Consider the following 12,025-nt stretch of genomic DNA (forward strand, 5'->3'; position numbering starts at 1 on the left):
GATTCCGGATCGGCGTGGATGGGGCGGAGCCCGGCGGCGACGCCGGGTCAGAATTTCCAGCTAAAACTGGCCTTTACCGAGTGGTCCTGGACCCGGTCGGCAAGCTGGCCGACATAGGCGATGCCGATGCTGGCCTGCGGTGTGACCCGCAGGTCGAGGCCGCCTTCGACCAGTGCCGCGTTCCGCGCCAGCGGCACGCCGGCCACGGTGAATCCGGTTCCCAGGCCCTGGAACGCGAGCGCCGATGTCGGGGTCACGTCGCCGAAGGCGTACTGCCACGCCACCGCCTGTTCGCCGGCGTCGGCCGCCTGGTCGATGCGGAGGTGGTGAGCTTCACCGAGTTCCATCGTCCGAGCTGGGATTTCCGGTCGTTGATTTCGGTCGGCGACGATCCGGAGGTTCGTGCCCGCGGCATGCAGGCGTTTGCGAAGCACATGCACTCGCATCCGTTCTGGCAGCACGATCCGGCGTTCTATGGCGAACGCGCGCTGCGCGAGTCGGATTTCTTCAGCGACGAGGAATTCGTCGAGCTGCCGATTGCCAAGGAGGTGTTCCTGCCGTCGGGGGCGCGGCGGATCATGGGGATCGCGTTCGAGCACGCCGGTTATGTGGTCACGGTTGTCGGGCATCGCGTGGTGGGACGGCCGGCGTTCAAGCGACGAGGAGCGCGACCGGATGCAGGGTTTTCGTCCGCACATCCTACGCGGCTACCGCCAGGCGCAGGAGCGAACGCTGGCGGCGCTGACACCGAGCGACCGCCTGCGTCTGGCATTTCCCGCGCTGACGCCGCGCCAGATCTAGGTGGCGTCGTGGATCGCGCAGGGCAAGTCGAACGAAGAGATCGCTGCTATCCTCGGCGTCGGGCTCGATGCCGTGAAGGCGCACGTCAAGGCGATCAACAGCAAGATCGATTCCGACAGCCGGCGCGCCGCGATCGTCATCGCCCACACCACGCCGCCCTTCGCCGATCTGCCGCCGCTGTGGAAGCTCGGCGTGGAAGGCTGAGGGCGGGCGGCGAGTTCATAAAAGAAGGCCGCCCAAATGCGGCGGCCTCGAGTGAGCGGGTTTGCTTTTCTTCTTGGCCGATGAAGGGTCGGGGCCAAGTCCCTTCACCGCATTCCCTTCACCGCTTCACCGCGTCCAGTCTTCGCCGGCGCACAGCGTTCCCATGCAGCCGCGAACGTTCAGCGTGCCCGGCGACACCAGCGTCACCGAGCTCTCATAGGTCTTGCCGTCGTCGGCGTTGTAGATCCGGCCGGCCCATTTGTTCGGGCCGGCGGGCTGCATGTTGATGAACAGCGACATGCCTATGACCGGTCGGGTGCGCTGCGCGCGATCGGCATTCTTGTCGTCGAGCTGCGGCTTGCCGGTGGCCTTGTCCGTCGGCTCCTTCAACCAGACGACGCGGCCGCACAGCGCGCTGCCGCAGCGGTGGACCTTGATCCTGGCGTCGCCGGATTGGGTCAGCCAGACGCCGGCCGGATCGTTGGCCTTGTCGCTCGCCTTGGCGGCATCGGCGGGGCTGCCGAGCAGCGGGATGTGGAACGTGGCCACGATCAGGCGGCGCGTGAGGTGAGCGTGGATCAATTGCTTCAGGGCCTTGCGCAGGCCGTTTTGGTCTGGGATTACCGTCATCATCCACCTTCTTCATGAAAAATTTCATGATAAACATGAAATAAATCGCGTTTAAGGTTGAGTCAATGACATTGCCTGGGCATGATGCAATCCGGCCGTACCGGCTTTTTGGCAAAGAATTTTTCGGATGGGTGCGATGGGGAAATCGGTTCGTGAGCAGCGCCAGCTCTGGTTTCGCAGGCTCGATCGGGCGTTCTGGTTGATATGGGCGGCGTTGCCGGTGGTGTTGTGGCTGGCCTATTACCGCACCACCACGGCGTCGGCGACGATCGCCGAGAGCCTGATCGGCGACCAGGCGAAGTGCGCCAGCATCGTCGCCAACCCGCTGACCATGTCCGCCAAGGGCCAGGTGTTGTTCTGGTCGCTGTTCGCGCTTGGGGTATCGTTTTACGCCGTGCTGATCGGCATCCTGCATCGCATGGTGAACCGATTCGCCAACGGACGGATCTTCGTGTCCGAAACGCTGCAGGGTGTCTGGTGGATGGGGATCTTCCTGGTGGTCTGGCCGTTTGTGGATACGATCACGACCATCGCGGTGACCTATGCGCTGTATCAGCTTGGCGACATCAAATTCTTCCTGCCGAGCTACGGCGTCGACGTCGGCACGGTCGCAGGCGGCGTGTTCCTGATGGCGCTGAAATTCGTGATCGAGCAGGCCATCCTGTTGCAGTCCGAAAACGATCTGACGATCTGAGGGTGATGCTTGTGCCCATCGTGGTGAACCTCGATGTCATGCTTGCAAAGCGCAAGCGCCGCCTCGGAGACCTCGCGGACGCGATCGGCATTTCGATCCAGAACCTGTCGATCCTGAAGACCGGCAAGGCGAAGGCGATGCGCTTCTCGACGCTGTCGGCAATCTGCCGCGAGCTGGACTGCCGGCCGGGCGATATCCTGGAATATGTGCCTGGCGATGAGGGCGGCGAAGGCGAGAGTGGCGAGGGTGGTTGATCCGGCGTGCGGTCGACAGCGGCGCGGGACCGCAAGTTCCTCCCAAAACAAAATGGCCGCGGTTGCCCGCGGCCATTCGTGTTTCTGCTTGAGCGCTGCGTTTACTCGGCCGCCTGCTTGCGCGGCGGGTCGAGCGCGCCGGAGTCGTGGATCTCGGCGACCTGGTGATCGCTGAAGCCGAGCACCTCGCGCAGGATCTCGTCGGTGTGCTCGCCGAGCAGCGGCGAGCGCTGAACGTCGCTCGGCGAATCCGAGAGCTTGATCGGGTTGCCTACCGAGACGTACTTGCCGCGGGTCGGGTGATCGACCTCGACCACGGTGCCGGTCGCGCGCAGCGACTGGTCTTCGGCGATCTCCTTCATCGACAGGATCGGACCGCAGGGGATGTCGTCCTTGTTGAGGATCTCCATCGCCTCGAACTTGGTCTTGGTCATCGTCCACTGCTCGATGCGGGCGAAGATCTCGTTGAGGCGCGGCAGGCGGGCCGGCGGCTTGGCGTAGTTCGGATCGGTCTTCCAGGTCGGCTCGCCGATCACGTCGCAGATCTTCTCCCAGACCGGGGCCTGGGTGATGAAGTAAATGTAGGCGTTCGGGTCGGTCTCCCAGCCCTTGCACTTCAGGATGCGGCCGGGCTGGCCGCCGCCGGAATCGTTGCCGGCGCGCGGCACGGCATCGCCGAACGGAATGCCTTCGCCGAACTGGCTGTATTCCTTCAGCGGACCGTGGGCGAGCCGCTGCTGGTCGCGCAGCTTGACGCGGGCGAGGTTGAGCACGCCGTCCTGCATCGCGGCGGTGACGCGCTGGCCCTTGCCGGAGTGGGTGCGATGGTACAGCGCGGTGACGATGCCGAGCGCTAGATGCAACCCGGTGCCGCTGTCGCCGATCTGCGCGCCGGTGACCAGCGGCAGGCCGTCGCGGAAGCCGGTGGTCGAGGCAGCGCCGCCGGTGCACTGCGCGACGTTCTCGTAGACCTTGCAGTCCTCATACGGGCCGGGGCCAAAACCCTTGATCGAGGCGACGATCATCTTCGGGTTGATGGCCTGGATCTTCTCCCAGGGGAAGCCCATGCGATCGAGCACGCCGGGGCCGAAGTTTTCGACCAGCACGTCGCACTGCTTGATCAGCGCGGTCAACACTTCCTTGCCCTTCGGGTTCTTGGTGTCGAGCGTGATCGAGCGCTTGTTGTGATTCAGCATGGTGAAATACAGGCTGTCCACGTTCGGGATGTCCTGCAGCTGGCCGCGCGTGATGTCGCCGACGCCGGGACGCTCGACCTTGATCACGTCGGCGCCGAACCAGGCCAGCAATTGCGTGCAGGTCGGACCCGACTGGACGTGGGTGAAATCGAGAATGCGAACGCCCTTCAGCGCCTTGGTCATAATGTTTGCTCCGTACTCTATATGCCCCTGCACCCGCAGGGAGTGATGGGGTTAGGGGTTACTTCTTCTTCTGCAGAACGCTCTGCGGATTGAGGTTGCCGATGCGGCCGCTCTCCGAGCCCGCCGCCGGATCGATCACCGCGTTGATCAGCGTCGGCTTGCCGGAATCCAGCGCTGCATTGACCGCGCGCTTCAACTCGTCCGGCGAGGTGGCGTTGACGCCGACGCCGCCGAAGGCTTCCATCATCTTGTCGTAGCGCGAGCCCTTGACGAACACGGTGGTCGCCGGATCGTCGCCGGCGCTGTTGACGTCGGTGCCGCGATAGATGCCGTCATTGTTGAAGATCACGACGCAGATCGGCAGCCTGTAGCGGCAGATGGTCTCGATCTCCATGCCCGAGAACCCGAACGCGCTGTCGCCTTCGACCGCGAGCACGGGCAGGCCGGTCTCGACCGCAGCGGCGATCGAATAGCCCATGCCGATGCCCATCACGCCCCAGGTGCCGACGTCGAGCCGCTTGCGCGGCTTGTGCATGTCGACAACGCCGCGGGCGAGGTCGAGCGTGTTGGCGCCCTCGTTGACGAAGATGGTGTCCGGACGCTCCGCGATGATCGCGCGCAGCGCGCCGAGCGCGCCATGGTAATCCATCGGCGAAGCGTTGCTCATCAGCTTCGGCGCCATCTTGGCGACGTTGTCGTCGCGCTTCTTGGCGATGGTCGAGAGCCAGTCGGACGGCGCCGCGGTCCAGTTCGCGCCCATGGCGTCGAGGAACGCCGAGACGCAGGAACCGATGTCGCCGACCACGGGGGCGACGATCTCGACGTTGGAATCCATTTCCTTCGGCTCGATGTCGACCTGGATGAACTTCTTCGGAGCTTCACCCCAGGTCTTGCCCTTGCCATGCGAGAGCAGCCAATTGAGGCGGGCGCCGATCAACATCACGACGTCGGCTTCCTTCAGCACCGTCGAGCGCGCCGCACCCGCGCATTGCGGATGCAGATCGGGCAGCAGGCCCTTGGCCATGCTCATCGGCAGGAACGGCACGCCGCTCTTCTCGACGAAATTCTTGATCGCCTCGTCGGCCTGCGCGTAGGCCGCGCCCTTGCCGAGGATGATGAGCGGACGCTTCGCGCTCTTCAGCACTTCCAGCGCGCGCTTGACCGAAGACGGGGAGGGGATCTGCTCGGGCGCGGCGTCGACCACCTTGACCAGCGACTTCTGGCCGGCGTCGGCGTTCATCACCTGCGAGAACAGCTTTGCGGGCAGGTCGAGATAGACGCCGCCCGGACGGCCCGACACCGCGGCGCGGATCGCGCGCGCGAGGCCGATGCCGATGTCCTGGGCGTGCAGCACGCGGAACGCGGCCTTGCACAGCGGCTTGGCGATCGCGAGCTGGTCCATCTCTTCATAGTCGCCCTGCTGCAAATCGACGATCTCGCGCTCGGACGAGCCCGAGACCAGGATCATCGGGAAGCAGTTGGTGGTGGCGTGGGCGAGCGCGGTGAGGCCGTTGAGGAAGCCGGGCGCGGACACCGTGAGGCAGACGCCGGGCCGCTTGGTCAGGAAGCCGGCGATCGAAGCCGCATAGCCGGCATTCTGCTCGTGGCGGAACGAGAGCACGCGAATGCCCGCCGCCTGGGCCATGCGGCCCAGGTCCGTGATCGGGATACCCGGCACACCATAGATGGTGTCGATGCCGTTGAGCTTGAGCGCATCGATGACGAGATGGAAGCCATCGGTCAGTTCTTGCTCGGTGCCCGGTGCCTCGGACTTCGTAGCGGTATTCAGCATCGGCATCGTCTCCCTGGTCGTTCTTTGTTCGGACGATCTGATTGTCGTCTGAAGCGGGTGTGGACTCTCAAACTTAAGTGAACGGTTCTCTACGTGAATAACTCTTGGCCGTGCGCCTCGACGTAGGCGGCAAGCCCAAGCGTGTGGTCGCGCGCGCGCTTCTCGGCGAGCTCGGTGTCGCGCGCTTCCAGCGCCTCGATGATCCCGAGATGCTCGGGCAGCGAGGTCGCGGTGCGGTCCTTGCGGCCGATCGTGAGCTGGCGATAGCCGCGCACATGCAGCAGCAGGTCATTGGTGAGGTCGACCAGAACAGGCGATTCCGACAGCGAGATCAGCGCCTGGTGGAACGCGATGTTGGCCTTGGAATATTCCTCGACGTGATCCTGCGGCAGGCGATCGTCGCTGAAGTCCTTGAAGAAGTCGCGCAGCGCCGAGATGTCCTTCTTGCGCGCGGTGGTCGTGATCAAGCGCGCCGCCATGCTCTCCAGCGCCGCCCAGGCGCGGATCATGTCGACGATCTCCGCCTTGGTACGGCGGACCACGACGATGCCGCGGCGCGGCACGGTTTTCACGAATCCGTCCTGCTCGAGCATCGCGATCGCTTCGCGGATCGGCGTGCGGCTGACGCCGAGGCGCTCGGACAGTGCGCGCTCGTCGAGCATCACCGGCTCCGGCGTCGCGTAGATGTCCATCTTCAGGATCGCTTCCTTCAAGGCCTCATAGGCCTTGTTCTTGAAGCTCGTCTCCGGCGCGATCCGGACGATGGCGATGTCTGTGTCAGCCATGGTGGGCGACGCCTTGGTCTGTTTCGGTTCTGGCACGACTCGTCTCCTCCTCTTGGAGACGTCTTCTTAGCAGAAGAAATTGCCTTAGATTTTTGGCATGCCAAATACCAGAATGTCAAGCTGCCTATATTTTTCGATCTTTTTGGACCTCGACCGACCTTGACAATTGCGTTTTTGGCATACCAAATGCCACGAAATCTGTCCCAGGAGGAAGCCAATGTCAAATTCGAAGGATGCGGTCCGCAAAATTCTCGATGCGGTCAGGGCCGACAAGCGCACGAGCCTCACCGCGCCTGAAGGCAAGGTGGTGTGCGATGCCTACGGCATTCCGGTGCCGAAAGAGGGTGTCGCCAAGTCGGCGGCCGAGGCCGCCCGCATCGCCTCCGACATGGGCTTCCCGGTCGTGATGAAGATCGTCTCGCCAGACATCCTCCACAAGACCGAGGCCGGCGGCGTGGTGGTCGGCGTCAAGAGCGCCGCCGAGGCCGAGAAGAGCTATGAGACGATTCTCGCCAACGCCAGGAAGTACAAGGCCGACGCCAAGATCGAGGGCATCCAGGTCCAGCAGATGCTGGGCGGCGGCACCGAGGTGATCGTCGGCTCGATCACCGACGGCTCGTTCGGCAAGCTGGTCGCCTTCGGTCTCGGCGGCGTGCTGGTCGAAATCCTCAAGGACATCACCTTCCGCCTCGCGCCCGCGACCAAGGACGATGCGCTGTCGATGCTCGACGGCATCCAGGCGCATGAGATGCTGAAGGGCGTGCGCGGCGGCGAGGCGGTCAATCGCGAGGCGCTCGCCGACGTCATCGTCAAGGTGTCGCAGCTGGTCAGCGATTTCCCCGAGATCGTCGAGCTCGACCTCAACCCGGTGTTCGCCACCAGCAAGAACGCGATCGCGGCCGACGTCCGCATCGTCGTCGACTTCAACTACAAGCCGCGCCCGGCGCCGCGTCCGACCGAAGAGATCGTCGCCGCGATGAACCGAATCATGCAGCCGAAGGGCGTTGCCGTGATCGGCGCCTCCGCCGAGGACGGCAAGATCGGCAACTCCGTGATGAAGAACCTCATCAACGGCGGCTACAAGGGCGAGATCTATCCGATCCACCCCAAGGCCGACGAGATCCTCGGCTACAAGGCCTACAAGAGCGTCAAGGACGTGCCCGGCGTGATCGACACGGCGGTGTTCGCGATCCCGGCGAAATTCGTCGCCGGCGCGCTCGCCGAATGCGGCGAGAAGAAAATCCCCGGCGCGGTGCTGATTCCCTCGGGCTTTGCCGAGGCCGGCGCGCCGGAATTGCAGGCCGAGATCGTCGAGGTCGGCAAGAAGTACAATATCCGCCTGATGGGGCCGAACATCTACGGCTTCTATTATACCCCGGCCAATCTCTGCGCCACGTTCTGCACCGCCTATGACGTCAAGGGCCACGCCGCGCTGTCGTCGCAGTCGGGCGGCATCGGCATGGCGATCATCGGCTTCTCGCGCTCGGCCAAGATGGGCGTGTCGGCGATCGTCGGCCTCGGCAACAAGTCCGACATCGACGAGGACGATCTGCTCGCCTTTTTCGAGCAGGATCCCAACACCAACCTGATCGCGCAGCACTGCGAGGACCTGAAGGATGGCCGCGCCTTCGCGGAAGCCGCCAAGCGCGTCTCCAAGAAGAAGCCGGTGGTCGTGCTCAAGGCCGGGCGCACGTCTGCGGGCGCGAAGGCGGCCTCGTCGCATACCGGCGCGCTCGCCGGCAACGACAAGATCTACGAGGACGTGTTCAAGCAGTCGGGCGTGATCCGCGCCCGCAGCCTGCGGCAGCTGCTCGAATTCGCCCGCGGCGTGCCGGTGCTGCCGACGCCGAAGGGCGAGAACGTGCTGATCATCACCGGCGCCGGCGGCTCCGGCGTGCTGCTCTCCGACTCCGTGGTCGACAATGGCCTGTCGCTGATGCAGATGCCGCCGGACCTCGATGCGGCGTTCCGCAAGTTCATCCCGCCGTTCGGCGCGGCCGGAAATCCTGTGGATATCACCGGCGGCGAGCCGCCGATCACCTACGTCAACACGGTCAAGCTCGGCCTGTCGGATGAGCGCATCCACGCGCTGATCCTCGGCTACTGGCACACCATCGTGACGCCGCCGATGGTGTTCGCGCGCAACATGGTCGAGGTGAAGAAGGAGATGGAGGCCAAGGGCTTCGTCAAGCCGATCGTCGCCTCGCTCGCCGGCGATGTCGAGGTCGAGGAAGCCGCCGAGTATCTCTACCAGAACGGCATCCCGGCCTACGCCTATTCGACCGAACTCCCGGTCGAGGTGCTCGGCGCCAAGTACAAGTGGGCGCGCGGCGCGGGCCTGCTCTGATCTTCTGAATCTGTCGAATACCACAGGCCGCCCCGGACACCGTCCGGGGCGGCCTTTTCATTGGGCTGCCCCCATCTGCAATGGGCCGCCGAGATGAACGGGAAGGGCGCGACCAGCCCGATCGCGCGAAACCAAGCCAGGCCTTCCTGATCTTCCAGCGCGGGTTCCGCACCATCTTCTTTTCCGGACCCGCGCGCGGCTGACGAAGCTTGCCTTCCGCATCTGATGTGCTACTGATATATCAGATCAATGACGGAGGGACCCGCGATGGAGTTGGCTGCAACAGGGATGACCGACCGCCAGCGCAAATATCGCGCGACCTACCGCGAGCGCGTGGTGGGCTGGTACAATGGCTGGCTGCATGTCGTGCTGATCTACACGATCGGCTTCACGGCGCTGTACGTCTATCTGGCCAATGTGCACGACGTGAAATGGTGGGAATACCTCACCATTCCCGTGGTCTTCCTGATCGCAAACTTCTTCGAATGGGCGGTGCATCGCTTCGTCATGCACCGGCCCTCGAATGTGCCCTTGCTGCGCGCGATCTACCGCCGCCACACGCTGATGCACCATCAGTTCTTCACCGAGGAGGAGATGCGCTTCGCCGATCATCACGACTGGCGCGTCACCTTCTTCCCGCCCTATGCGCTCGTGGTGTTTACTCTGATGTCGATCCCGCCGGCGATCGTCGCGGGCCTTGTGATCTCGGCCAACACCGGCTGGCTGCTGATCACCACGACGACCTCGATGTACCTGATCTACGAGTTCATGCATTTCTGCTGCCACGTCGAGGAAAATGCCTTCGTGCGCAACATGCCGTTCGTCAACACCATCCGCCGGCATCATACCGCCCATCACAACCAGTCGATCATGATGGAGCGGAACATGAACCTGACCTTCCCGGTGATGGACTATGTGTTCGGCACCTCCGATCTCAATCGCGGCCTGCTTGGCCACATCTTCAACGGCTACAGCACGCGCCATGTGAAGACCGACATGCGCCGGACGGCGCGGACGCCGCGGGTCGTGGCGAAGGAGCAATCGGTGCCGCATGCCGCAGCTTGAGCCCAATCTCGCCGGTCTCGCCTGGTTCGGCCTGCTGTGGAGCGTGTGCTGCATCGGCTTCCTGCAGCTGGCCGGGATGTACCCGCTGCGCGGGCGCGCCGTCCTGCCGGTGACGATGACCACCGCATTGTGGGTGATGCTGCTCGCCGGCACGCTGGCATTCGCGCTGGCCGAATTGCGCTGGACCACAATCGTTGTCGTCGGCGGCGTGCTGTTCTTGTTTCTACCCGGGCTGTTTCAGGCGCTGCCGGAATGGTGGCGCGACGGACGCGCGGGATTGCGGCTGTCCTGTTGCGCCATGATCGCCGCGCTCGCGCTGCTGGTCCGCGTCGCCGCGCCGTCCTTTTCCACGTGGATAACCTGAAGGGAGGTCTCGATGCCAAGCCACATCAAGCTCATGCTGTCGCTGGCCTGCCTCGCCACGGCAGCCTGCGGATACTTTTTCATGGTCTATCTGGGCCAGCAGGGACCGAGCTATGCGGTCGCCTTCCTCGGCGTGTTCGCCACGGTCGCGATGTGGATCTTCCCCGAGGTCGTCAAGAAGGACCTCAAGATGCGTCCGCCGGGATCCTGACCGAGCTCCTGATATGATGCTGCAGCACAGGGAGGATCCGATGGCGAGCTATACCGGGGACCGCACCATCGACGGCATTTCGGTGCTGGTCGACGGCAAGCCGCTGTCACCGCATTACGACCAGCTTCGTCTCACCGAGCACGGGTTTGAATGGAGCTACGAGGGGCCCGAGCCGGCACAACTGGCCTTCGCGCTGCTCTATGACCATCTGCACGATGCCGCTGCCGCGAAAGCGCTGCACGAGCCGTTCATGCGGCGCGTCGTCGCCAATTTCGACAATGAATGGGAGCTCTCTTCGGCCGATCTCGACGAAGCGGTCGCGGCGCTGCGCTCCGGACAGACGGCCTGAGCCCGTGCTGATGCCCCCGGCAGAGAATTCCTGAGATGACCCTGACCTGTCGCGCGGCGGTGCTGCATCAAAGCGGAACGCCGCTTTCCGTCGAGCGCGTATCGCTTGCGCCGCCCATGCCGACCGACGTCGTGGTGAAGGTGCGTGCCGCGGGGCTCTGCCACACCGATCTCGAAGTCATCGACGGATCGTTGCGCTATCCCTTGCCGATGATCCTCGGGCACGAGGCGGCAGGCATCGTCGAGGAAATCGGCAGCGCGGTGCGGGACATCAGCGTCGGCGATCACGTCATCTTGTCCTGGAATCCGCATTGCGGGCACTGCTTTCACTGCGACCGCGCGCAGCCGATCCTGTGCGAGACCTACCTCGCGCGGGGTGCGGAAGGCGTGCATTTCGACGGCGCATCGAAGGCGCAGCTCGCGGACGGACGCAAGCTGACGCAGCTGATGTTCCTCGGCGCGTTCTCGGAATATGTCGTGCTGCCGGCCCAGCAGGCGATCGTCGTGCCGAACGACATCCCGTTCGACCGCGCGTGCCTGATCGGCTGCGGCGTCATGACCGGCGTCGGCGCCGCGCTCAACGTCGCCGCCATCGGTCACGGCGATACCGTGATGGTCACCGGCTGCGGCGCGGTCGGGCTGGCAGCGGTGCAGGGCGCCCGGCTTGCCGGCGCAGGTGCTGTCATCGCGGTCGACCTCGATGATGCAAAGCTGGCGCTGGCGCGGCAGCTCGGCGCCACGCACGTCGTCAACGCGGCCCGCGAGGACCCGGTCCAGTTCGCAAAGCAGGCGACGGGCGGCCGCGGCGCCGACGTCATCCTTGAAGCGGCGGGCCATCCCAACGCGTTTCGGCAGACCGCGGAGGCGGTACGGCCGGGCGGCGAGGTGATCTGGCTCGGCAAGATCGACGTCACGCAGGACGTGAGTTTTCGCTGGGGCGCGTTGATGGGCGAGAAGCGATTTCGCCGCTCGAGCTATGGCGGCGCGCGGCCACGGCGCGACTTTCCCTTTCTGGCGCAGGCCTATCTGGACGGCCGGCTCAAGCTCGACGAACTGATCACAGGCCGCTGCAGCCTCGACAGCATCAATGACGGCTTCGAGGCGCTGCGGCGCGGACGTTCGATCCGCACGGTCGTCGAGCTCTGAGAGCCG

At 64.5% G+C, this 12,025-nt stretch carries 15 protein-coding genes; 10 read left to right on the plus strand and 5 right to left on the minus strand.

Annotation, left to right across the window (positions count from 1 at the left end):
- Nucleotides 1–47 precede the first annotated feature (47 nt).
- Nucleotides 48–629: an autotransporter outer membrane beta-barrel domain-containing protein gene (locus ACVMIH_RS00935; protein ID WP_456860411.1), complete on the minus strand. Its 582-nt coding sequence runs from the start codon at nucleotides 627–629 to the stop codon at nucleotides 48–50.
- A 46-nt stretch (nucleotides 630–675) separates the two neighbouring features.
- Here ACVMIH_RS00935 and ACVMIH_RS00940 point away from each other — a divergent pair, with 46 nt between their 5' ends.
- Both ACVMIH_RS00940 and ACVMIH_RS00945 read left to right on the plus strand, forming a co-directional pair.
- Nucleotides 676–801 (plus strand): hypothetical protein, encoded by a 126-nt coding sequence (locus tag ACVMIH_RS00940; protein WP_456860413.1) that lies wholly within the window; start codon nucleotides 676–678, stop codon nucleotides 799–801.
- A complete protein-coding gene (locus ACVMIH_RS00945) occupies nucleotides 802–1,005 on the plus strand; it encodes a helix-turn-helix domain-containing protein (RefSeq protein ID WP_253587329.1) in 204 nt (67 codons plus the stop codon). It abuts the gene before it with no gap.
- Between the two features lie 126 nt (nucleotides 1,006–1,131).
- Here the strand turns inward: ACVMIH_RS00945 and ACVMIH_RS00950 are convergent, their stop codons facing one another.
- The gene (locus ACVMIH_RS00950) at nucleotides 1,132–1,638 is read right to left on the minus strand and encodes a DUF2147 domain-containing protein (protein ID WP_156436518.1); all 507 of its coding nucleotides are present in this window, start codon (nucleotides 1,636–1,638) and stop codon (nucleotides 1,132–1,134) included.
- A gap of 133 nt (nucleotides 1,639–1,771) precedes the next feature.
- On the opposite strand from ACVMIH_RS00950, the gene ACVMIH_RS00955 reads away from it, so the two are divergent.
- Both ACVMIH_RS00955 and ACVMIH_RS00960 read left to right on the plus strand, forming a co-directional pair.
- Nucleotides 1,772–2,329, plus strand: coding sequence for a DUF2975 domain-containing protein (locus ACVMIH_RS00955; RefSeq protein ID WP_199805354.1), 558 nt, complete (start codon nucleotides 1,772–1,774; stop codon nucleotides 2,327–2,329).
- 11 nt (nucleotides 2,330–2,340) lie between these two features.
- Nucleotides 2,341–2,583, plus strand: a complete 243-nt coding sequence (locus tag ACVMIH_RS00960; protein WP_057020304.1) for a helix-turn-helix domain-containing protein — start codon at nucleotides 2,341–2,343, stop codon at nucleotides 2,581–2,583.
- 101 nt (nucleotides 2,584–2,684) lie between these two features.
- On the opposite strand, the gene frc is transcribed toward ACVMIH_RS00960, so the two are convergent.
- From frc to ACVMIH_RS00975, 3 genes are all read right to left on the minus strand, one after another.
- Nucleotides 2,685–3,962, minus strand: coding sequence for a formyl-CoA transferase (frc, locus tag ACVMIH_RS00965; RefSeq protein WP_057020269.1), 1,278 nt, complete (start codon nucleotides 3,960–3,962; stop codon nucleotides 2,685–2,687).
- Between the two features lie 58 nt (nucleotides 3,963–4,020).
- The gene (gene oxc / locus ACVMIH_RS00970) at nucleotides 4,021–5,754 is read right to left on the minus strand and encodes an oxalyl-CoA decarboxylase (RefSeq protein ID WP_456827262.1); all 1,734 of its coding nucleotides are present in this window, start codon (nucleotides 5,752–5,754) and stop codon (nucleotides 4,021–4,023) included.
- An 89-nt stretch (nucleotides 5,755–5,843) separates the two neighbouring features.
- Complete coding sequence (locus tag ACVMIH_RS00975) at nucleotides 5,844–6,539, minus strand: GntR family transcriptional regulator (RefSeq protein WP_050387017.1); 696 nt, start codon at nucleotides 6,537–6,539, stop codon at nucleotides 5,844–5,846.
- A gap of 217 nt (nucleotides 6,540–6,756) precedes the next feature.
- Here ACVMIH_RS00975 and ACVMIH_RS00980 point away from each other — a divergent pair, with 217 nt between their 5' ends.
- The 6 genes from ACVMIH_RS00980 to ACVMIH_RS01005 all read left to right on the plus strand — a co-directional run bounded on the left by ACVMIH_RS00980 (nucleotide 6,757) and on the right by ACVMIH_RS01005 (nucleotide 12,019).
- A complete protein-coding gene (locus ACVMIH_RS00980) occupies nucleotides 6,757–8,886 on the plus strand; it encodes an acetate--CoA ligase family protein (RefSeq protein ID WP_057020270.1) in 2,130 nt (709 codons plus the stop codon).
- 267 nt (nucleotides 8,887–9,153) lie between these two features.
- A complete protein-coding gene (locus ACVMIH_RS00985; protein ID WP_456860415.1) occupies nucleotides 9,154–9,951 on the plus strand; it encodes a sterol desaturase family protein in 798 nt (265 codons plus the stop codon).
- Nucleotides 9,938–10,315 carry a hypothetical protein gene (locus tag ACVMIH_RS00990; RefSeq protein ID WP_057020272.1) on the plus strand — a complete coding sequence of 126 codons (378 nt, stop codon included), beginning with the start codon at nucleotides 9,938–9,940 and terminating at the stop codon, nucleotides 10,313–10,315. The genes ACVMIH_RS00985 and ACVMIH_RS00990 overlap by 14 nt, the downstream gene beginning before the upstream one ends.
- A 12-nt stretch (nucleotides 10,316–10,327) precedes the next feature.
- Nucleotides 10,328–10,525: a hypothetical protein gene (locus ACVMIH_RS00995; RefSeq protein WP_024579640.1), complete on the plus strand. Its 198-nt coding sequence runs from the start codon at nucleotides 10,328–10,330 to the stop codon at nucleotides 10,523–10,525.
- A gap of 40 nt (nucleotides 10,526–10,565) precedes the next feature.
- Nucleotides 10,566–10,874, plus strand: coding sequence for a DUF6166 domain-containing protein (locus ACVMIH_RS01000; RefSeq protein ID WP_076833594.1), 309 nt, complete (start codon nucleotides 10,566–10,568; stop codon nucleotides 10,872–10,874).
- Between the two features lie 35 nt (nucleotides 10,875–10,909).
- Nucleotides 10,910–12,019, plus strand: a complete 1,110-nt coding sequence (locus ACVMIH_RS01005; RefSeq protein ID WP_076833361.1) for a Zn-dependent alcohol dehydrogenase — start codon at nucleotides 10,910–10,912, stop codon at nucleotides 12,017–12,019.
- Nucleotides 12,020–12,025 lie beyond the last annotated feature (6 nt).

Source organism: Bradyrhizobium sp. USDA 4503 (assembly GCF_054055815.1).

Bases quoted from the DNA above. Each gene is read 5' to 3' on its own strand.
- ACVMIH_RS00935 (WP_456860411.1), bottom strand. From the start codon at position 629: ATGCCCGACAACCGTGACCACATAACCGGCGTGCTCGAACGCGATCCC.
- ACVMIH_RS00940 (WP_456860413.1), top strand. From the start codon at position 676: ATGCAGGGTTTTCGTCCGCACATCCTACGCGGCTACCGCCAGGCGCAG.
- ACVMIH_RS00950 (WP_156436518.1), bottom strand. From the start codon at position 1,638: ATGATGACGGTAATCCCAGACCAAAACGGCCTGCGCAAGGCCCTGAAG.
- ACVMIH_RS00955 (WP_199805354.1), top strand. From the start codon at position 1,772: ATGGGGAAATCGGTTCGTGAGCAGCGCCAGCTCTGGTTTCGCAGGCTC.
- frc (WP_057020269.1), bottom strand. From the start codon at position 3,962: ATGACCAAGGCGCTGAAGGGCGTTCGCATTCTCGATTTCACCCACGTC.
- oxc (WP_456827262.1), bottom strand. From the start codon at position 5,754: ATGCTGAATACCGCTACGAAGTCCGAGGCACCGGGCACCGAGCAAGAA.
- ACVMIH_RS00975 (WP_050387017.1), bottom strand. From the start codon at position 6,539: ATGGCTGACACAGACATCGCCATCGTCCGGATCGCGCCGGAGACGAGC.
- ACVMIH_RS00980 (WP_057020270.1), top strand. From the start codon at position 6,757: ATGTCAAATTCGAAGGATGCGGTCCGCAAAATTCTCGATGCGGTCAGG.
- ACVMIH_RS00985 (WP_456860415.1), top strand. From the start codon at position 9,154: ATGGAGTTGGCTGCAACAGGGATGACCGACCGCCAGCGCAAATATCGC.
- ACVMIH_RS00990 (WP_057020272.1), top strand. From the start codon at position 9,938: ATGCCGCAGCTTGAGCCCAATCTCGCCGGTCTCGCCTGGTTCGGCCTG.
- ACVMIH_RS00995 (WP_024579640.1), top strand. From the start codon at position 10,328: ATGCCAAGCCACATCAAGCTCATGCTGTCGCTGGCCTGCCTCGCCACG.
- ACVMIH_RS01000 (WP_076833594.1), top strand. From the start codon at position 10,566: ATGGCGAGCTATACCGGGGACCGCACCATCGACGGCATTTCGGTGCTG.
- ACVMIH_RS01005 (WP_076833361.1), top strand. From the start codon at position 10,910: ATGACCCTGACCTGTCGCGCGGCGGTGCTGCATCAAAGCGGAACGCCG.